Annotated in this window: 19 protein-coding genes and 2 tRNA genes; 18 read left to right on the top strand and 3 right to left on the bottom strand. The window is 73.2% G+C overall.

Annotated elements, in window-relative coordinates; translation table 11 throughout:
* The 5 genes from H5J30_RS03470 to H5J30_RS03450 all read left to right on the top strand — a co-directional run.
* On the top strand, nt 1–435 hold a 435-nt coding region (locus H5J30_RS03470; RefSeq protein WP_309505421.1), incomplete at its 5' end, for a PUA domain-containing protein.
* Between the two features lie 387 nt (nt 436–822).
* The gene (locus tag H5J30_RS03465) at nt 823–1,215 is read left to right on the top strand and encodes a DUF8830 family protein (protein ID WP_508470401.1); all 393 of its coding nucleotides are present in this window, start codon (nt 823–825) and stop codon (nt 1,213–1,215) included.
* A gap of 211 nt (nt 1,216–1,426) precedes the next feature.
* The gene (locus H5J30_RS03460; protein ID WP_181785655.1) at nt 1,427–2,704 is read left to right on the top strand and encodes a glutamate-5-semialdehyde dehydrogenase; all 1,278 of its coding nucleotides are present in this window, start codon (nt 1,427–1,429) and stop codon (nt 2,702–2,704) included.
* Nucleotides 2,705–2,899: 195 nt separating this feature from the next.
* Nucleotides 2,900–3,394 (top strand): SCO2584 family spore wall biosynthesis protein, encoded by a 495-nt coding sequence (locus H5J30_RS03455; protein ID WP_309505420.1) that lies wholly within the window; start codon nt 2,900–2,902, stop codon nt 3,392–3,394.
* 144 nt (nt 3,395–3,538) lie between these two features.
* Nucleotides 3,539–4,624 (top strand): SCO2583 family membrane protein, encoded by a 1,086-nt coding sequence (locus H5J30_RS03450; protein WP_181785654.1) that lies wholly within the window; start codon nt 3,539–3,541, stop codon nt 4,622–4,624.
* Nucleotides 4,625–4,760: 136 nt separating this feature from the next.
* Here the strand turns inward: H5J30_RS03450 and H5J30_RS03445 are convergent, their stop codons facing one another.
* Nucleotides 4,761–5,846 carry a M48 family metallopeptidase gene (locus H5J30_RS03445; RefSeq protein ID WP_181785653.1) on the bottom strand — a complete coding sequence of 362 codons (1,086 nt, stop codon included), beginning with the start codon at nt 5,844–5,846 and terminating at the stop codon, nt 4,761–4,763.
* Between the two features lie 240 nt (nt 5,847–6,086).
* Here H5J30_RS03445 and H5J30_RS03440 point away from each other — a divergent pair, with 240 nt between their 5' ends.
* From H5J30_RS03440 to H5J30_RS03415, 6 genes are all read left to right on the top strand, one after another.
* Nucleotides 6,087–6,269 carry a hypothetical protein gene (locus tag H5J30_RS03440; protein ID WP_181785652.1) on the top strand — a complete coding sequence of 61 codons (183 nt, stop codon included), beginning with the start codon at nt 6,087–6,089 and terminating at the stop codon, nt 6,267–6,269.
* Nucleotides 6,270–6,274: 5 nt separating this feature from the next.
* Nucleotides 6,275–6,865, top strand: a complete 591-nt coding sequence (gene nadD / locus H5J30_RS03435) for a nicotinate-nucleotide adenylyltransferase (RefSeq protein WP_181785651.1) — start codon at nt 6,275–6,277, stop codon at nt 6,863–6,865.
* A gap of 101 nt (nt 6,866–6,966) precedes the next feature.
* The gene (locus tag H5J30_RS03430; RefSeq protein ID WP_181785650.1) at nt 6,967–8,667 is read left to right on the top strand and encodes an LCP family protein; all 1,701 of its coding nucleotides are present in this window, start codon (nt 6,967–6,969) and stop codon (nt 8,665–8,667) included.
* Nucleotides 8,668–8,767: 100 nt separating this feature from the next.
* Nucleotides 8,768–9,199: a ribosome silencing factor gene (gene rsfS, locus H5J30_RS03425; RefSeq protein WP_181785649.1), complete on the top strand. Its 432-nt coding sequence runs from the start codon at nt 8,768–8,770 to the stop codon at nt 9,197–9,199.
* The gene (locus tag H5J30_RS03420) at nt 9,192–9,827 is read left to right on the top strand and encodes a histidine phosphatase family protein (RefSeq protein ID WP_181785648.1); all 636 of its coding nucleotides are present in this window, start codon (nt 9,192–9,194) and stop codon (nt 9,825–9,827) included. Before rsfS ends, H5J30_RS03420 begins: the two co-directional genes overlap by 8 nt.
* 97 nt (nt 9,828–9,924) lie before the next feature.
* A tRNA-Ala gene (locus H5J30_RS03415) sits at nt 9,925–9,997 on the top strand.
* Nucleotides 9,998–10,010: 13 nt separating this feature from the next.
* Here H5J30_RS03415 and H5J30_RS03410 read toward each other — a convergent pair.
* Nucleotides 10,011–10,961 carry a helix-turn-helix transcriptional regulator gene (locus H5J30_RS03410; protein ID WP_181785657.1) on the bottom strand — a complete coding sequence of 317 codons (951 nt, stop codon included), beginning with the start codon at nt 10,959–10,961 and terminating at the stop codon, nt 10,011–10,013.
* Between the two features lie 110 nt (nt 10,962–11,071).
* Between H5J30_RS03410 and H5J30_RS03405 the strand changes: the two genes are divergently transcribed.
* The 3 genes from H5J30_RS03405 to H5J30_RS03395 all read left to right on the top strand — a co-directional run bounded on the left by H5J30_RS03405 (nt 11,072) and on the right by H5J30_RS03395 (nt 13,161).
* Entirely contained in the window at nt 11,072–12,568 is a 1,497-nt protein-coding gene (locus H5J30_RS03405) for an MFS transporter (protein ID WP_181785647.1), read from the top strand.
* Nucleotides 12,569–12,814: 246 nt separating this feature from the next.
* Entirely contained in the window at nt 12,815–13,048 is a 234-nt protein-coding gene (locus H5J30_RS03400) for a hypothetical protein (protein ID WP_026276023.1), read from the top strand.
* A gap of 40 nt (nt 13,049–13,088) precedes the next feature.
* Nucleotides 13,089–13,161: transfer RNA gene (locus tag H5J30_RS03395), tRNA-Ala, on the top strand.
* A gap of 58 nt (nt 13,162–13,219) precedes the next feature.
* Here H5J30_RS03395 and H5J30_RS03390 read toward each other — a convergent pair.
* Nucleotides 13,220–13,642 (bottom strand): VOC family protein, encoded by a 423-nt coding sequence (locus tag H5J30_RS03390; protein WP_181785646.1) that lies wholly within the window; start codon nt 13,640–13,642, stop codon nt 13,220–13,222.
* A 117-nt stretch (nt 13,643–13,759) separates the two neighbouring features.
* On the opposite strand from H5J30_RS03390, the gene H5J30_RS03385 reads away from it, so the two are divergent.
* The 4 genes from H5J30_RS03385 to H5J30_RS03370 all read left to right on the top strand — a co-directional run bounded on the left by H5J30_RS03385 (nt 13,760) and on the right by H5J30_RS03370 (nt 19,692).
* A complete protein-coding gene (locus tag H5J30_RS03385) occupies nt 13,760–14,806 on the top strand; it encodes a helix-turn-helix transcriptional regulator (protein WP_181785645.1) in 1,047 nt (348 codons plus the stop codon).
* Nucleotides 14,807–14,946: 140 nt separating this feature from the next.
* Entirely contained in the window at nt 14,947–17,793 is a 2,847-nt protein-coding gene (gene leuS, locus H5J30_RS03380; RefSeq protein ID WP_181785644.1) for a leucine--tRNA ligase, read from the top strand.
* A gap of 165 nt (nt 17,794–17,958) precedes the next feature.
* The gene (locus tag H5J30_RS03375; protein ID WP_181785643.1) at nt 17,959–18,726 is read left to right on the top strand and encodes a hypothetical protein; all 768 of its coding nucleotides are present in this window, start codon (nt 17,959–17,961) and stop codon (nt 18,724–18,726) included.
* 111 nt (nt 18,727–18,837) lie between these two features.
* Nucleotides 18,838–19,692, top strand: a complete 855-nt coding sequence (locus tag H5J30_RS03370; RefSeq protein WP_181785642.1) for a DegV family protein — start codon at nt 18,838–18,840, stop codon at nt 19,690–19,692.
* Nucleotides 19,693–19,801 lie beyond the last annotated feature (109 nt).

Raw genomic sequence — 19,801 nt, 5'->3', positions numbered from 1 at the left:
GCCACCGGCGAGGGCGTGCCCGTCGTGCTGACCTCCGCCGTCTACGCGGACGCCGCGCTGGCCGGCAAGCCCACGGGCACGTACTTCCACCCCACCGGGCGGCGAGCGCGGGGCCGGCTGCTGTGGCTCGCGCACGCCTCCACCCCGCAGGGCGCGCTGGTGCTGGACGACGGCGCGGTCCGGGCCGTCACCGAGCGGCGCACGTCGCTGCTGCCGGCGGGGATCAAGGAGGTGGAGGGCCGGTTCTCGGCGGGCGATCCGGTGGAGCTGCGGGACACGGCGGGCCGGGCGGTCGCCCGCGGGCTCGTCGCCTTCGACGCCGAGGAGCTGCCGCGGCTGCTCGGGCGCTCCACCCGCGAGCTGGCCAGGGAACTGGGTCCGGCGTACGAGCGCGAGGTCGTGCACCGGGACGACCTCGTGGTGCTCGACAAGTAAGGCGTGACGGCGGCGCGGCGGGTGCCGCGTGTGGTGCGACGAGGCAGCCGAGCGGCAACAGAGGTGCCGCAACTGCCGGGCGGCAAGTGACGGTTGACAGTCGGCGTGCGGCAAGTGGCGCGCGACGGCTGCCGCACCCCGCGTGAGACCGGCGCGCGGCACGCGAAAAAACCGGTGTCGCGGCAGAGACCTTGGGCAAAAGCACCACGGGCGACCGCGTCGGCTGGTCAACTTTGTTGTATGGGGCTGCCGCGGCGCGCAGCCCGTTGCAGACTCGTATTCAGGAGGCCGCCCGTGACACAAGGGCGTCCAGGGGCGCTGCCCCGGGGAACGGCACAGCGGACGCTGACCAGCGTCAAGGGGACCGGAGGTGGGCATGCGGGCAGCGTGGAGGAGCCGGGGGCCGCGGCGGACGCCGACGGGCCCGCCGCGGACGGTGTCCACCGGCTGTGGCACGTCACGCTGAGCGTCGCAGGACCCGAGGCCCCGCTGAAGGAGGTCAGGCGCGGTCTCGAACGGCTGGCGCACGACCATCCCTTCCTGCTGACCAGCCGCTATGCCAACGACCACGCCGAGATCCGCTACTGGGAAGAGGCCCGCGACCTGCACGACGCGGCGGCCGTGGCACTGCGGCTCTGGGGGGAGCACCGGGCGTCGGCGCAGCTGCCGCCGTGGGAGATCGTCGGCCTGGAGGTGATCGCGCGGGAGACGTACCACCAGCGCATCGCCGACGGCTACGGACCGGCCCCCGCGGTGCCGGTGGGGGTGCATCCGTTCTGAGCCGCGGCGGGCGATCCGGGCGGCAGGGGCCCGTACCGGAGGCGGCGGGGGAGTGTATGACCCGGCGCGCGTGGCGGCTTCCGCGCCCCGGGGCGGCTCCCGGCGCACGCGCACGAGGCGAAGCGCGGGAGCACACACCCGCCGGTGTCCGCGTCTCGCGGAGTGATACGGCCCGTCCACGATGTCGGCACCGCCGACTACGCTGCTCGGCATGAGCAGCGAAACCCTGTCCCCGGTCCGCCAGGCCGCCCAGCGGGCGCGTACCGCGGCGGCGATCATCGCCCCGCTGCCCCGCGCGGCCAAGGACGCCGCCCTGCTGGCCGTCGCCGACGCCCTGGAGGCGCGTGCCGCGGAGGTCGTCGCGGCCAACGCCGAGGACGTCGCCCGCGCGCGGGCGGACGGGGTCTCCGAGGCGATCGTGGACCGGCTGACGCTGACCGCGGAGCGGATCGCCGGCGTCGCCTCCGACGTCCGGGACGTCGCCGGGCTGCCCGACCCCGTCGGCGAGGTGATCCGCGGCTCCACGCTGCCGAACGGTCTGGAACTGCGCCAGGTGCGGGTGCCGCTGGGCGTCGTCGGCATCATCTACGAGGGCCGGCCCAACGTCACCGCGGACGCCGCCGCCCTGTGCCTGAAGTCGGGCAACGCGGTGCTGCTGCGCGGCTCCTCCTCCGCGTACGCCTCGAACTCCGCCCTCGTCGCCGTGCTGCGCGACGCGGTCGCCTCCGCCGGGCTGCCGCCGGACGCCGTGCAGCTGGTGCCCGGGCAGAGCCGCGAGTCGGTGCACGAGCTGATGCGCGCCCGCGGCCTGGTCGACGTGCTGATCCCGCGCGGCGGCGCCGGCCTCATCCGCACCGTCGTCGAGGAGTCCACGGTTCCGGTGATCGAGACCGGCACGGGCAACTGCCACGTGTACGTGGACGAGCACGCCGACCTCGACCTCGCCGAGCAGATCCTCGTCAACTCCAAGGCCCAGCGCCCCAGCGTGTGCAACGCCGCCGAGACCGTCCTCGTCCACCAGGCCGTGGCCGACGTCTTCCTGCCCCGCGCGCTGCGGGCGCTCGGGGCCGCCGGCGTCACCGTGCACGGGGACGATGCCTGGGTGAAGGCGGGCGCCGCCGCGGGCGTGGAGGTGCCGCTCGCCGACGACGAGGACTGGGCCACGGAGTACCTGTCGTACGACATCGCGGCGGCCGTGGTGCGCTCCCTGGACGACGCGGTGGCGCACATCCGCCGCTGGTCCTCCGGGCACACCGAGGCCGTGGTCACCCGCGACACCGGCGCGGCCCGCCGGTTCACCGCACTGGTCGATTCCGCGGCGGTCATGGTGAACGCCTCCACCCGGTTCACCGACGGCGCGGAGTTCGGCTTCGGCGCGGAGGTCGGCATCTCCACGCAGAAGCTGCACGCCCGCGGGCCGATGGGGCTGCCGGAGCTGACTTCGACGAAGTACGTCGTCACGGGCGACGGCCAGCTCAAGGGCCAGTAGCCGGGCGCCCGGCAGCCGAACGGACCATCGGGCCATCCGTGCCCCGGCGGCCGTGCCGAGGCCGCGAGAGGGCCGTACAGGCCCCTTCCCGGGCCCGTGGCGGCCGCCGCGCGGGTCCGCGGCGGGTGGCCGGGACCCGACGCCGGATCCCGCGTTGCCTGGCGCATCCCGACTGTCCCGGTTTACGCTGGTCGGGTGCCGGACGATGTGGGGGGCAGGCCACCGTACGCCGACGGTGACGAGCCCGACAGCCACCACCACGGAGGCGCGGACGAAGAGTTCGCCGCCGTGGTGCTCGACGAGGACTTCGTCCGCTCCGCGCACTTCCACGAGCCCAGCGCCGTGGAGCGCATGGTCGGCGCCGCGGAGGCGCGCGCCCAGGCCGAGGCCGTCCTCGACGGCGCCGCGCAGGACGAGCGGATGTACGACGGCTGGGACGACCCGGACGCCCCCGACCCGTACGGCCCCTACGGCGGCGCCCTGCGCCCGTACCGCGGCCACGGGCACTGGCAGCGCCCCGTCGCCCTCCTGCTCGCCCTCCTCCTCGGCGTCGGCATAGTCGCGCTGTCCTTCGCCGCCGTGTACCGTTCCGGCCCCGACGGCCGCGACGACGCCCCGCCCCCCGGCGGCTCCAGCCCGTCGGCCACGACCGGCGCGGACGCCCGCGAGCCGTCGCTGACGCCGCGCTGACCCGCTGCACCACCCCCGCCGGACCGGCGCCGGCGATCTGCGGCAACCGCTTCCGCCCGATTGATCCTCACCCGGTCGGCGCAGTGGCAAGTTGGCGTTGACGCGCCGGTTTACGCGGGGCGCCGCGGACCTACTCTTCTGTATATGGCCGGGCACGAAGGCCCGCCCGACGGGACACCCGAGCGCGCCCCCGGAGGCGGAGACGACGAATACCGCTCCATCGTCTTCGATGAGGCGTTCGTCAAGGCTGCCCGCCTGGAGGAGTACTCCGCCCGCGAGCGCGTCGGCGACCACACCCCCGCCGTACGCAGCCGCCGCCCCCAGCGGCCCGGCGCCTCCCGGCAGGCCCTGGTGCTCGTCCTGCTCATCGCGCTCGCCTTCGGCACCGCCATCTACATGGGCGTACGCCACCCCTACCGGCAGCCCGGCGTCCCCGCCGCGGCGCCGCTGCGCAGCACCGTCGTCCCGCTGACCCCCGAGGGCCCGGTGCCGGGGGGCGCGCCCGGCGAGCTGATCGCCGGCAGCCCCGCCGGGGACTTCGGCACCGGTGCCGCCGGCATCGAGCTGCCGGATCCGGCGGCGACCCGGAACTTCACCGAGGAGCAGGTCGTCCAGGCACTCACCGCCAGCAAGGACTACCTCGTCACCTCCGCCGTCGACGTCCACACGCTCACCGGCGGCAACGTTCGCGACATCCGCGTCCAGCTCGACCCGCAGCAGCACGGCCAGTTCGACCAGAGCCTCGCCCGCCCCGCCGACGACGGCAGGCACGCCGCGACCGGCTGGATGGTCCGCTTCGACCCCGAGCACGTGCGACTGGCCGACGAGAGCGTACGGGTCGACGGCGCGGTGACCTTCGCGGAGGTCGGCGAACAGGAGCTGGAGGTCAGCGCGGACCACGTCTTCGTCTACGTGCTGCGCCCCGCGAAGGCGTCCGTCGGGACGCCGGGGAAGGCGGAAGCCTCGCTGTTCACCGTGCGCCGCCAGGTGCGCCTCCGCTTCGACCACGACGACCTGCGGGACCGGCAGCTGGAGCTGGCCGAGACCGCGCTGACCGCCGGCCCGCTGGCGTGCACCGCGGACGCCGCCGGGTACCTGCGGCCGCTGCTGGCCGGCGAGCGGGACCCGCAGAAGACGCCGCACGGCACCAACCCGTTCGCGACGCCGGGGCAGTTGAGCGGATCGCTGTGCGGGGTGCTGGACACGGGGCAGGCCACGCAGGCGTCGTAGCACGCGCCGTATGCAGAAGCACCGTATGCAGAGGCACCGTACGCAGACGCGCCGTACGAAAGACGCCGCCGCCCCGGGACGAGGGGCGGCGGCGTCGCGCGTACGGTGGGCGCTGCTGAGCGGAGGGGGACGGTGCTCAGTTGGGCGGGGCGTCCGAGGGGCCGGAGCCGTCCGACGGGGCGGCGCCGCCGGCGCCGCCGGCGCCGCGGCTGTTGAAGCGGTCCCGCAGCTTGCCGCCTATGTCGGCGGTGCCGCCCGCGATGTCGTTCACGAGCCGCAGCAGCGGGTCCTTGCTGTTCTTCACGGTGTCCGCGTAGCTGCTGGCGGACTCGCGGAAGGACTCGCGCGCGGAGGCGTCCTTGTCCTCGTCGCGCCGCGGGTAGTGGCCGTCCATGATCCGCTGGTAGTCGCGGCTCTCCGCCCACTTCTTCAGCTCGGCGGCGCGGATGGTGGTGAACGGGTGGCTGCGCGGCAGCACGTTGAGGATCTTCAGGACGGAGTCGCGGACGTCGCCGCCCTTGTCGTACTCCTCGGCCTGCTGGAGGAACGCGTCGACGTTCATCTGGTGCAGGTGGTTGCCGCCGGCGAGCTTCATCAGCCCGCGCATCGACGCCTCCAGGTCCTGCCCGACGAGCAGCCCGGCGCGGTCCGCGGACAGCTCCGACTTGCGGAACCACTCCAGCAGCGCGGCGATGATGGCCCGTATCGCCAGGGCGCCCAGCGGGATCCAGGCGAGCGCGAGGGCGAGGTTGGTGAGGAAGAGCATGATCGTGCGGTACACCGAGTGGCCGGAGAGCGCGTGGCCCACCTCGTGCCCGACGACGGCCCGCATCTCCTCCTCGTCGAGCAGCTCGACGAGGCCGGTGGTGACGACGATGATCGGCTCGTCCATGCCGATGCACATCGCGTTGGGCTGGGGGTCCTGCTTGACGTACATCTGCGGGACCTTTTCGAGGTCCAGGATGTAGCAGGCGTCGCGCAGCATGTCGTGCAGGTGCTGGAACTGCTGGTCGCTGACCCGCACCGAGTCGGAGAGGAACAGCAGCCGCAGGGAGCGCTCCGGCAGCATGCCGCTTATCGCCTTGAAGACCTTGTCGAAGCCGGTCAGCTTGCGCAGCGAGACGAGCGCGGAGCGGTCGGCGGGGTGCTCGTACGCCCGCGAGGAGATGTCCGGGAACCTCCTGCGTTCTCGGCTCGGCACGTTCTTGTTGAGTTCAGGCATGTCTGTCCGTCCCCTCCCCGTACGTCTGGCCCCCAAGGCTAGTGCGACAACGGGCCGGCGAGGCCGGGAGTTCCGTAGCAGGTTCGTCACGGCATCCGCACCCGGCGGTGACCTCGGCCGCCGCCGGGGCGGCCGCGGCCGGCGCCCCCCGATGGCGGAGCCGACGTGGGGGCGGGCCGCGGACCCGCTTACGATGTCGAGGCACGCCCACCCGACGACACCGGATTGGCCACAGTGACCATGAGCGCTCTGACCGCCGCCCACGACCTCGCCGTGACCCTCGCCTCCGCATCCGAGAGCGGTGGCGGCGGCGAGCACGAGGGCAACCACGCCAGCCTCAACCCGTACTTCATCGGCGGGAGCGCGCTGTTCATCCTGCTGCTCCTGCTGTTCATCACCACCCGCTTCAACCGGGACCGCTGACTGCGGTGAGGCGCAGACTGGGCGTGATGGGCGGGACGTTCGACCCCATCCACCACGGTCACCTGGTGGCGGCGAGCGAGGTCGCCGCCCGCTTCCACCTCGACGAGGTGATCTTCGTGCCCACGGGCGAGCCCTGGCAGAAGAGCGACAAGGTCGTCTCGCCGCGCGAGGACCGGTATCTGATGACCGTGATCGCCACGGCGTCGAACCCGCAGTTCTCGGTCAGCCGCATCGACATCGACCGCGACGGCCCCACGTACACGATCGACACCCTCCGGGAGCTGCACGGGCTCGAACCGGAGGCGGAGCTTTTCTTCATCACCGGCGCGGACGCGCTCTCCCAGATCTTCACCTGGCGGGGCGCGGAGGAGCTGTTCTCACTGGCCCACTTCATCGGCGTGACCAGGCCGGGTCACCGGTTGCACGACCCCGGGCTGCCCGAGGGCAGGGTGTCGCTGGTCGAGGTTCCCGCGCTCGCCATCTCGTCCACGGATTGCCGGGAACGGGTGGCTCGCGACGAACCCGTCTGGTATTTGGTGCCTGACGGCGTTGTGCGCTACATCAACAAGCGAAGGCTTTACCGCGACCGCGATTGACGCGCAGGATCTACGAGGGCGGCAGGGGGCCGCACGGGGAGCGAAGGGTAAGCACGGGGGGGAACCGTGGGCGGGGATTGCCCATTATGGAAGGGGCACCAGTGAACGACGGATACCGCGGCCCGCAGGGCCACGACCCGTACCAGGACCCCTACGCCCGCGGCCACGACCCGTACGGCCGGCAGGGCTACGACTACGACCAGCAGGGCGCCCCCCAGGACCCCGGCGGCCAGGGCTACCAGGACCAGTCCGGCGGCTACGGGTACGACTACGACCCGTACGCCCAGCAGCCGCCCCCGCAGCAGCACGCCTCCTACCCGGCCCAGGCCCCCCACCCGCAGGCCCCCCACCCCCAGGCGCAGCAGCACTACGCCCCCCACGCCCCGCCCCCGGCCGTCGGCTACGACTACGACTACGACCCCTACGGCCCCGCCGCGCACTCCGGCGAGCAGCCCGTGACGCCCGTACCGCCCGACGGCGAGTGGGGACGCATCCCGCAGCAGCGCCCGCCGGGGGAGCCCCCCGGCCAGGGCCGCCCGCCCCACGACGCGCGCGAGTACGCCACCGAGCAGTTCTCCTTCGTCGAGGACGAGACCGAGTCCTCCGAAGACGTCATCGACTGGCTGAAGTTCACCGAGAGCCGCACCGAGCGCCGCGAGGAGGCCAAGCGCCGCGGCCGCAACCGCCGCGTCGCGCTGCTGGTCGTCATGGTCCTCGCCGCGCTCGGCGGCACCGGCTACCTGTGGGCCACCGACCGCCTGCCGTTCGTCGGCGGCGACACGGCGCCCGCGGCGACGGGCGAGGAGAAGCGCGACACCCTCGTGGTGCACCTCCACGACACCGACGGCGGCCCCAGCGCCACCGCGCTGCTGGTGAACAACGCCACCACCGGCAAGGGCACCACCGTGCTGCTGCCCAACGACCTCGCCGTCTCCGGCGACGACGGCACCGCCACCACCCTCGGCCAGGCGGTCGACGAGCAGGGCGCGGGCGCCACCCGGGACGCGATCGACGGGCTGCTCGGCTCGCAGATCAAGGGGAGCTGGCGGCTGGACACCCCGTACCTGGAGATCCTCGTCGAGGGCGTCGGCGGCATCACCGTCGACGCCGACGCGACCGTGCCCGGCGCGAAGAAGGGCGACGACCCACTGGTCGAGAAGGGCCAGAAGCGCAAGCTCAACGGCGAGGCGGCCATCGCCTACGCCACCCACCACACCGACGGCGAGCCGCAGACGGCGCAGCTGCAGCGCTTCGGCCAGGTCATGCAGGCCGTGCTGAAGAACCTCCCGAGCGACACCGCGGGCGCCAAGAACCTGGTGAAGTCGATGGGCATGGTCCTCGACCCGTCCCTGTCCGAAGCCGAGCTGGCCGCGTCGCTGGCGTCGCTGTCGGAGCTGGCCAAGGAGGGCGCGTACGCCACCGAGGCGCTGGAGGTCGGCGGCGATGGCCGGCCGAGCGAGCAGGCCACGCAGAAGGTCGTCGAGGACGTCCTCGGCGGCACGGTCAAGAGCCCCGAGGGGGCCACGGCCGCGCGGGTCAGCGTGCAGAACGGCGCGGGCAGCGCGAAGCCGGCGGAGACGGCGAAGGTCGCGCTGGTCAACGGCGGGTTCACGTTCGTCGACGGCGGCCGGGCGGCGGAGCCCGCGGCGGCCTCCGAGGTGCGGTACGCGGACGCGGCGGCGAAGGAGCAGGCCGTGCAGGTCGCCAAGACGCTGGGGCTGCCGGAGAAGGCGGTGGCCAAGGGCAGGACGCCGGCGAACGCGGACGTGGTGGTCGTCCTCGGGCAGGACTACGAGGGGTGACGGTGCCGGGAGCCGCGGGGCTGTCGTACTGGCGTGAGATCCTGGAATACGTATCCGCAGGGATACCCCGAGTTCCCGACAGAAGTGGACAGCCCCGCCCGTGACCGCAACGGACCGCTCCATCGACCTGGTCAGCACCGCGGCCCAGGCCGCCGCAGACAAGCTCGCGCACGACATCGTCGCGTACGACGTCAGCGACGTCCTCGCCATCACCGACGCCTTCCTGCTCGCCTCGGCGCCGAACGACCGCCAGGTCAAGGCCATCGTCGACGGCGTCGAGGAGGCGCTGCTGAAGGAGCGCGGCGCCAAGCCGGTGCGGCGCGAGGGCGAGCGGGACGGCCGCTGGGTCCTGCTGGACTACTCGGACATCGTGGTCCACGTGCAGCACTCGGAGGAGCGCGTGTTCTACGCGCTGGAGCGGCTCTGGAAGGACTGCCCCCAGCTCGACCTGCCGCCGGACGCCGCGGCCACCCGCGGCCGCGCCGCGGAGTACGCGGACGCGCACGGCGACGGGGCCCGGCGGGATGCGTGACCGCCGGATCGTCCTGTGGCGGCACGGCCAGACGGCCTGGAACCTGGAGCGGCGCTTCCAGGGCCAGACCGACATCGAGCTGACCGAGGCGGGCGTGCTGCAGGCGCGGCGCGCCGCCCGGCTGCTGGCGGCGCTGCGGCCGGACGCGATGATCTGCTCCGACCTGCTGCGTACGCGCGCCACGGCCGCGGAGCTGGTGTCGCTGACGCGCCTGGAGGTGACGTACGACAGCGCGCTGCGTGAGACGTACGCGGGCGTCTGGCAGGGGCTGACGCACGACGAGATCATCGCGCGGCACGGCGAGCAGTACGCGGCGTGGAAGCGCGGCGAGCCGGTGCGACGCGGCGGCGGGGAGCTGGAGACCGAGGTCGCGGACCGGGCGGCGCCGGTGGTGCTGGCGCACGCCGACAAGCTGTCGGACGCCGGGACGCTGGTGGTGGTCAGCCACGGGGGCACGATCCGGACGACGATCGGGCGGCTGCTGGGCATCGAACCGCGCAACTGGGAGGCGCTGGGCGGGCTGTCGAACTGCAGCTGGTCGGTGCTCGGGGAGTCGGTGCGGGGCTGGCGGCTGCTGGAGCACAACGCGGGGAGCCTGCCGGAGCCGGTGCTGGGAGACGACACGTAAGAGCCGGGTCCGATCCCGGATAACCGATTTTTGTTTCCGGGCCCACTCCCGCTAAGCTTTAGCTCGTTCGCCCCCGGGAACGGCAGGGCGACTGCAAGGGGCTATAGCTCAGTTGGTAGAGCGCTTGCATGGCATGCAAGAGGTCAGGAGTTCGATTCTCCTTAGCTCCACCCGAACCGGTCTTCAGAATCCCGTCCCGCTGGGGCGGGATTCGTCGTTTTCCGGACCCCGCAGGGCCACCTGGCGGGCGCGCTCCTCCGACAGGGGGCGGGCGTGGGCCCGGCAGCCGACCAGGGGGTCCGCGAGCGTCCGGAGGCAGTCGAGCAGCTTGCGGCTCACCTCGTCGGCGGGGGAGTAGACCACGATCCGGGTCTCCGGCATGCCGGTGATCGACAGCGACGTCGACACGCAGCGCAGCTCGCCGACCGAGGCGTGCTGCACGACCTTGATGCGGGAGCCCGGGGGCGCCACGTCCCCGCTGCGCCACATCGCCGCGAAGTCCTCGCTGATCTCGGACAGGCCGCGGATCAGCCCCTCCCAGGACGGCTCCCCGACGTGCCGCCCGTACGCCCCGCGGAACGTGGCCACCAGCATCGGCAGCTCCTCGTCCCGGTTGACCATCGCGCAGCAGCAGGCGCGGGCGGAGAAGAGCTGCCACAGTACGTTCCGCTCCTGCGGGGCGGCGGCGCGGACGGCGGGGAACATCCGCTCGTACAGCTCGTTGGCGGCGAGCACGTCATAGCGCGAGTTGTAGACCGCGGCGGGCAGGTCCATGGCTGCCAGGATCGCCCGCACCTCCGGGCCGACGGACTGGGCGGCGGCGGCCGGCTCGGGTGCGTACGGCACCTCGGCCAGGTGGTACAGGTGCTCGCGCTCCATGGCGTCGAGGCGCAGCGTGCGCGCCACCGCGTCGAGCACCTGCGGGCTGGCGTTGATGCGCCGCCCCTGCTCCAGCCACGTGTACCACGTGACGCCGACGCCGGAGAGCTGCGCGACCTCCTCGCGGCGCAGCCCCGGGGTGCGGCGCCGCGGGCCGGGCGGCATGCCGACGTCCGCCGGGGTGATGCGCGCCCGGCGGCTGCGCAGGAAGACCGCCAGCTCCGGCCTGCGGCGGGTGTGCGCCTCCGTCGTCATCACGCTCATCTCCCCAGGGTGGGGCCGGTAGCCCCGCCGTGCCAGGTGCTGTCAGTACCAGCATCAGCAGGCTCTCATTACCAGTACAGCCCGGGGGAGATGCTCGCGGTATGCGTGACACCACCACGACCTCTCCCGCCGGCCCCCGGCCGTCCGGCACCGCCGATGCCTCCAGTAAAGCGCCCGGCACCGACAACGCGTCCGGCGGACGTCCCGGCTGGCTCCTCGGCATCGTGCTGGCCGGCCAGTTCATGGCGCTGCTCGACGTCTTCATCGTCAACGTCGCCGCCCCCACCATGCGCACCGACCTGGGCACCTCCGGCGCCGAGCTGCAGCTGATCGTCGCCGGGTACGTCATCTCGTACTCCGTGCTGCTGATCACCGGGGCCCGGCTCGGCGCCATGTTCGGCCACCGCCGCATGTACCTCGGCGGGCTCGTGCTCTTCACCGCCGCCTCCCTGGCCTGCGGCCTCGCCGCCAGCTCCGCGCAGCTCATCGCGTTCCGGCTGGTGCAGGGCGCGGGCGCCGCGGCGATGATCCCGCAGGTGCTCAGCCTCATCCAGCGCAACTTCACCGGCACCGCGCGCATCCGGGCCCTCGGCGTCTACGCGGCCGTGCTGGCCACCGGCGCGGCCGCCGGGCAGATCGCGGGCGGCCTGCTGGTCAGCGCCGACCTCTTCGGCTGGAGCTGGCGCCCGGTGTTCCTGGTGAACGTCGTCGTCGGCATCCCCCTGCTGGTGCTCGGCGCCCGGATGCTGCCGCGTGACGAGCCGCGCCCCGCGGCGGGCGCCGGCCCGGCCTACGGCGGGGTGCTCGACCGCGGCGGCCTGGTGCTGCTGGCGTCCGCAGTGTCCCTGTTCACCGTGCCGCTGGTGCTCGGACAGGAGCTGGACTGGCCCGTCTGGGGCTGGGTGATGCTGGGCGGCAGCGTCGCGGCGGCGGTGGCCTTCGCGGCGTACGAATCGAGCCTGGCCCGGCGCGGGGGCGTGCCGCTGTTCCCGCCGCGCGTGGTGCGTGCGCCGGGGATGCCCGTATCCGTCGTGCGCGCCGGGCTCGCGATGGTGGTCAACAGCGCGTTCATGTTCGTCATGGCGCTGCACCTCCAGGCCGGGCTCGGCTTCGGCGCGCTGCGCGCGGGGCTGACCTTCGTGCCGACCGCCGTCGCCTTCGGCATCGCGGGGCTGACCTGGCAGCGGCTTCCGGAGCGGCTGCGCCCCGCGCTGGTGCCGACGGGCTTCACGACGCTCACGGTGTCGTTCCTCGCGGTGGGTCTGGCGATGCGCGACGGCGGCGAGGGCGGCCCCGGCTTCTACGCCGGGCTGACCGGCGTCGGCCTGGGCCTGGCGCTCGCCTTCAGCCCCAGCCTGACCGGCGCGCTCGCGCTCGTACGCCCCGAGGACGCGCCGCACGCCAGCGGCCTGATGACCACCACGGCGCAGCTCGGCGGCCTCATAGGAGTGGCGACGATCGGCACCCTGTATCTGGAGCGCCTGGGCGCGCTGACGGTGCAGAACTCCGCGGACGCGGTATGGGACGCGTCGGTCGCGCTGGCCGCTGTGGGCGTGCTCGGGCTGCTTGCGGGGGTTCGGTACCGGTATCGGCGCTGACCGCCCCGGCCGCGCGTGGCAGAATCACAGCATCCTCACAGGGCGGAAGCCGAAGGGAGGGGCTGCGAGATGCCTTCGTGCGCCACCGGGAGGCAGCCGGCGGCCGACACCCGTCGGCCGGGAGCGATCCGCGCCTCCGCCCTGCACTGTCCAGCCTGCGGTTCCTCGCACGTCGCGCAGGTGCTCGGTGACAACGGCGGAGTGTCCTATGTGTGCACGGCCTGCGGCCATAGCTGGAGCTGAGTGATGGGAGCACACAGCAGGAAGTGCGACTGGTGCGGGAACGGCACCCCCATCGTGCGCGACATGGAGCCGCTCAACCCCGACTACCAGTACTGGTGCGAGGAGTGCGCGCGGGCGCTGATCATAAAGGGCGACCCCATCGAGACGTACCGCGAGCTGGAGGGCGAGCCGATCTACGGGCGGTTGCTGGACGAGCACTGCACGCTCAAGCGCTTCTACTCGTTCGCGACGGCCTGATCGCCCGCTGCCCCCGGTGGGGTAAAGTGAGGCCCGCCCGGGGGCTATAGCTCAGTTGGTAGAGCACTTGCATGGCATGCAAGGGGTCAGGAGTTCGAATCTCCTTAGCTCCACTCGCACATCAGGACGTACGTCACGGACGTGCCTTCCGCCTCCGGACGGGCCGCCCGGTCAGGCCGCCGGATACTCGGCGGCGATGTCCAGCACCCAGGTGACACCGAAGCGGTCGGTGAGCTGCCCGTAGAGCGGCGCCCACTCCGACGGCCCGAAGGGCTGCCTGATCTCCGCTCCCTCCGCGAGCCCGTCCCAGTAGCCCCGGAGCCGGTCGGGGTCGGTGCCCCGGACGGACACGAAGAACGGGTCCGTCCCCGGGTGCCAGTCCAGCCGGGGATAGACGTCGTAGGCCATGACGCGGAAGCCGTCGTCGGAGACGACCTGCCCGAACGTGACGTGGTCGGCGGTGGCGGGGTCGTCGTTGCCCATGTCGGCGTAGCTGACGACGGTCAGCTCTCCGCCGAACACGCTCCGGTAGAACTCCAGCGCCTGGCGCGCGCTGCCGCGGAAGTTCAGGTGCGGTGTGATGTCGATGGTCATGCTGCTGACTCCTCGGTCCTCTGTCGGCAAGAGCAGCCGCGGATCCGCGGCTGCCCGACCGAGCCTCACAGCAGTACCGGACACCGAATGTCCGCTTCTCCGCGCACCATGAACGGCATGGCCGTATCGCCCTCGCGCATGTTGCACCTGCTGTCGCTGCTGCAGTCCCGGCGGGACTGGCCCGGCCGCGTGCTGTCCGAGCGGCTGGGGATCAGCGATCGCACCCTGCGCCGCGACATCGACCAGCTGCGCGGCCTCGGCTACCGGATCACCGCGGTCAAGGGACCCGACGGCGGCTACCGGCTCGACGCAGGTGCGCAGCTGCCGCCGCTGCTGTTCGACGACGACCAGGCCGTCGCCCTCGCGGTCGCGCTCCGGACCGCCGCGGCGTCGGGCGCGACGGGCGGAGAGGCGGCGCTGAGGGCGCTGACGACGGTGCGGCAGGTGCTGCCCGCCCGGCTGCGCCACCGGGTCGACGCCGTGGCGTTCACGACCCTGCCCTCCGGCAGCGGGGCGGTGGCCGGCCCCGCGGTGCTCCTGGCCGTGAGCGCGGCGGTCCGGGCGCGCGAGGTGCTGCGGTTCGACTACGTGCCGATGGACCGTGCTCCGGATGCCGGCCCGGACCGGCGGCGGGCCGAGCCGCGCCACGTCGTGTTCGGCCGCGGGCACTGGTACCTCGTGGCCTGGGATCTCGACGCCGGCGGCTGGCGCGTCTACCGGCTCGACCGGATGAGCCCCAGGACGCCGACGGGGCCGGGCTTCGTCCCGCGCACCGTGCCCGGCGGGGACGTCCGCGACTTCCTCGCGGGGCACTTCAAGGGCTCGGACCGCGGGGACGCGTGGCCGTGCACCGGCGAGGTCGTGCTGCACCTGCCGGCCCGGGAGGTGATCCCGTTCGCCGGCGACGGGATCGTGGAGGAGCTCGGGCCCGACCGCTGCCGGCTCACCGCGGGCTCCTGGTCGTGGACGGCCCTCGCCGCCTCGCTGGGCCGTTTCGACGCCGCTCTCTCCGATGCCGCACCGCGCCCGCTCGCCGACGCGTTCGCCCTGCTCGCGCGGCGCTGCGCGGACGCCTCGTCGCGGACGGTCCCCGCGGCACCCGTACCGCCGGGACCCGGGGGCGAAAAGGACACCTCGGGCCCCGACCCGGCTGCGATACCCTGAGGACATGCGTGCCCGACGCCTTCTGCTTAGCGGGCCGCGCTGACGAAGGAAACACTCAGCGCGGCGTCCCCTCCTGTGCGAGGGGATTTTTCGTTTCCGCATCCGACCGCCGGCAGAGACCACCAGGAGCTTTGAGGACGATGAGCAGCGAGACGACGACCGCCGCCGCCACCGAGTCAGTGCCGGCGACGGCACCGCACCGCTACACCGCGGCCCTGGCCGCCGAGATCGAGGCACGCTGGCAGGACTTCTGGGAGCGCGAGGGCACGTACGCGGTGGACACGGCCGCGGCGTCGGACCGGCCCCGCAAGTTCATCATGGACATGTTCCCGTACCCCTCGGGTGCGGGCCTGCACGTGGGCCATCCGCTGGGGTACATCGCCACCGACGTCTACGCCCGCCACCAGCGCATGACGGGTCACGACGTACTGCACACCATGGGCTTCGACGCCTTCGGCCTGCCCGCCGAGCAGTACGCCGTGCAGACCGGCACCCACCCGCGCGTCACCACCGAGGCGAACATCGCCTCCATGCGCCGCCAGCTGAGCCGCCTGGGCCTGGGGCACGACCGGGACAGGTCCTTCGCCACGATCGAGCCGGGCTACTACAAGTGGACCCAGTGGATCTTCCTGCAGATCTTCGAGTCCTGGTACGACGAGGAGGCCGGCGGCGCCCGCCCGATCGCCACCCTGGTCGAGCAGTTCGAGACCGGCAAGCGCGAGACGCCCGACGGGCGCCCCTGGGCCGGGCTGACGGCCGAGGAGCGCGCCGAGGTGCTGAGCGGGTACCGGCTGGCGTACGCCTCCGACTCGCCCGTCAACTGGTGCCCCGGCCTGGGCACCGTGCTGGCCAACGAGGAGGTTACCGCCGACGGCCGCTCCGAGCGCGGCAACTTCCCCGTCTTCAAGGCGAATCTGCGGCAGTGGATGATGCGCATCACCGCCTACGCGGACCGGCTGCTGGCCGACCTGGCCGAGCTGGACTGGCCCGAGGCGATCAAGCTGCAGCAGCGCAACTGGATCGGCCGCAGCGAGGGCGCCCGCGTCGACTTCCCGGTCGACAGCCACGAGGGCACGCGGATCTCCGTCTTCACCACCCGTCCCGACACCCTGTTCGGCGCCACCTACATGGTGCTGGCGCCCGAGCACCCCCTGGTCGACGGCATCGTCCCGGCCGGCTGGCCGCAGGGCACCCACGAGGTGTGGACCGGCGGGCACGCCACGCCCGCGGAAGCGGTGGAGACGTACCGCGCGCAGGCCGCCGCCAAGTCCGACGTCGAGCGGCAGGCCGAAGCCAAGGAGAAGACGGGCGTGTTCACCGGCGCGTACGCGCTGAACCCCGTCAACGGCGAACGCGTCCCGGTCTTCATCGCCGACTACGTCCTGATGGGCTACGGCACCGGCGCCATCATGGCCGTACCCGGGCAGGACGCGCGCGACTGGGAGTTCTCCGAGGTCTTCGAGCTGCCCATCATCCGCACCGTGCGGCCGCCGGCGGACTGGGACGGCAAGGCGTACACCGGCGACGGCCCCGCGATCAACTCCGCCGGCGACGGCATCGACCTGAACGGCCTGGAGGTCGCCGAGGCCAAGCGGAAGATCATCGCCTGGCTGGAGGACCGCGGCGTCGGCGAGGGCACCGTCAGCTTCCGGCTGCGCGACTGGCTGTTCAGCCGCCAGCGCTACTGGGGCGAGCCCTTCCCCATCGTCTACGACGAGAACGACGTCGCCCACGCGCTGCCCGAGTCGATGCTGCCGCTGCAACTGCCCGAGGTCGAGGACTACTCGCCGCGCACCTTCGACCCGGACGACGCCGGCAGCCGCCCGGAGACGCCGCTGTCGCGCAACGCGGACTGGGTGAACGTCACCCTGGACCTGGGCGAGGGCGCCGGCCCGCAGCGCTACCGGCGCGAGACCAACACCATGCCCAACTGGGCCGGTTCCTGCTGGTACGAGCTGCGCTACCTGGACCCGCACAATGCGGAGCAACTGGTCGACCCCGCGATCGAGCGCGCCTGGATGGGCCCGGCCGAGGGCAAGCCGCACGGCGGCGTCGACCTGTACGTCGGCGGCTCCGAGCACGCCGTGCTGCACCTGCTGTACGCCCGCTTCTGGTCCAAGGTGCTGTACGACCTGGGGTACGTCTCGTCCGCCGAGCCGTTCCACAAGCTGTTCAACCAGGGCATGATCCAGGCGTACGTCTACCGCGACGCCCGCGGCTTCCCGGTGCCCGCCGCGGAGGTCGAGGAGCGCGACGGCGGCTACTGGTACGGCGGCGAGCAGGTCAGGCGCGAGCTGGGCAAGATGGGCAAGTCCCTGAAGAACGCCGTCACGCCCGACGAGATCTGCGCCGAGTACGGGGCGGACACGCTGCGGCTGTACGAGATGGCCATGGGCCCCCTGGACGTCTCCCGGCCCTGGGACACCCGCGCGGTCGTCGGCCAGTACCGGCTGCTGCAGCGGCTGTGGCGCAACGTCGTCGACGAGTCGACCGGCGCCGTCACCGTCGTGGACGCCGAGCCGGACGAGGACACGCTGCGGGCGGTGCACAAGGCCGTCGACGGGGTCGCCAGGGACATGGCGGGGCTGCGCTTCAACACCGCCATCGCGAAGGCGACGGAGCTGAACAACCACGTCACCAAGCTGCCCGCGGTGCCGCGGAGCGTCGCCGAGGTGCTGGTGAAGCTGGTCGCGCCGCTGGCGCCGCACGTCGCAGAGGAGCTGTGGCACCGGCTGGGGCACAGCACGACGGTGGTCTACGAGCCGTTCCCGGTCGCCGATCCGCGGTACGTGACCGACGAGACGATCACGTGCGTGGTGCAGGTCAAGGGCAAGGTCAAGGCCCGGCTGGAGGTGTCGCCCGACATCGCGGAGGCGGAGCTGGAGGCCGCCGCGCTGGCGGACGAGGCGGTGCGGAAGGCGCTGGGCGGGGCGCCGGTCCGGAAAGTGATCGTACGGGCGCCGAAGCTGGTGAACATCGTCATCTGAGGACACCGGCGGAAGTCCGCGGGAGCCGTTCCCTAAGGGACGATTCCGGGAAGGCCGGGGGCCGATGGGGCCACCCGGCCTTTCCCGTACCCGTACGCTTGAAGGAAGACCGCCTGCCGTGGCCGCCCGGGCCTGCGGGGCCCGAGATGGAGGGATGCAGACCTCATGGACGTCGTCGTCGCTCTGCTGGCGCTGTTCTTCGTGCTCTGTGTCGCGGCGGGCGTGGTCCTGACCGTGAAGGCGACGCGGGCGGTGAAGCGCGGCGTCGAGCGCACGGTCGCCGACACCCGCAAGACGGTCCAGGAGACCACGCTCAAGGCCCGCCGCGCGGTGCAGCCGGGCGCGGCCGGCGACATCGCCGGCCTGCGGCTCACCCTGCGCAGCTCCGTCGACTCCACCCGCCGCGAACTGGAGCACGCCGTGCAGGGCGACCCCGGCCTGCGCGAGTCGATCGGCCTGCTGGACCGGCTCCACGAGTACGCGCGCCAGGTCGACGGCGAACTGCGCCTCCTGGAGCGCGAGCCGGACAAGTCGCGCGTCGCCGAGCGGCTGCCGGAGCTGCGCAGCCGCGCCGAGCGGATCGCGCAGTCGGCGAACTCGCTGCGCTGGGCGGCGCAGGACCGCGCGCGGCACACGGCGGAGGACGAGGACGGGCTGGACGCGCTGACGACCCAGATCGACCTGGAGACCGGCGCGTTGCGGCACTGGACGCCGGCGGCGGACCAGGAGGCGGCGGAGGCCGCCGGGTCCGGCAATCGGCCAGGTGAGCGGTCCGGCGAGCGGTCCGGCAAGGACGCGCGGGCGGCGGACGGCGCGGGCCGTTCGCCGAAGCAGCAGGCGGCGCTGTCGTCCGGCGGGACGTCGGAGGGGCAGGACGCCTTCCAGGCGCTGCTGTCGAAGATCGAGAAGCTGCGCAAGCCGGAGTCGGCGTAGCCCTTCCCGGGGGGCGGGCCAGCGGGTCGGCCCCCGGCGGACCGCCCGGCCCCTACGCGCCGTGCGGCCCTCGGATGCGGGGTGTTCCGCGAGCCCAGTAGTGTCTTGGGCATGTCCCCCGATGTCGCGATCGTCGCCGATTCCACGGCCTATCTGCCGCCCGAGGCGATGCGGCGGCACGGCATCATCTCCGTCCCGCTGACCGTCGTACTCGGCGACCGGGCGCTGGAGGAGGGCACCGAGATCTCCGCCCGCTCGCTGGCCGAGGCGCTGCGCAAGCGGAACCCGGTGACGACGTCGCGGCCCAGTCCGGCGCTCTTCGCGGCGACGTACCGGAAGGCGGCGGAGGCGGGCGCGCGGGGCATCGTGTCGCTGCACCTGTCCGCGGAGTTCTCCGGGACGTACGACGCGGCGGTGCTGGCGGCGAAGGAAGCGCCCGTGCCGGTGCGCGTGGTGGACACCCGGATGGTCGCGATGGCCCTCGGCTTCTGCGCGATCGCCGCCGCGGAGGCGGCGGAGGCCGGCGGCGCCGTGGACGACGCGGTGGAGGCGGCGGAGCGGCGGGCGGCGGGCACGTCGGCGTTCTTCTACGTCGACACCCTGGACTACCTGCGCCGCGGCGGCCGGATCGGCACCGCCCAGGCGCTGCTGGGCTCGGCGCTGGCGGTCAAGCCGCTGCTGCGGCTGGACGGCGGGCGGATCGAGCTGCTGGAGAAGGTCCGTACGGCGGGGCGGGCGATCCACCGGCTGGAGGAGCTGGTGGTCGAGACGGCGGCGGCGGGCCCGGTGGACGTCGCCGTGCACCACCTGGCGGCTGCGGAGCGCGCGGCGGAGCTGGCGGACCGGCTGCGGGAGCGGGTGCCGGGGCTGGGGGAGCTGCACTTGAGCGAGGTGGGCGCGGTCATCGGGGCGCACACGGGGCCGGGGCTGCTGGGCGCGGTGGTGTCGCGGCGGGGCGGCGCGTAGCCGCGGGTTGTCCACAACCGGCGAGTTATCCACAGGAATTGTCCATGATCAGCGGGGGTGGGGGCGGGGCTCGTACCTTCGGGCCATGAGCGCACGTACGGAGACCAGG

Origin of the sequence: Streptomyces phytophilus (genome assembly GCF_013870535.1) — a bacterium.
GTDB lineage: Bacteria > Actinomycetota > Actinomycetes > Streptomycetales > Streptomycetaceae > Streptomyces > Streptomyces phytophilus.
This window is presented reverse-complemented; position numbering and strand designations above follow the sequence as displayed.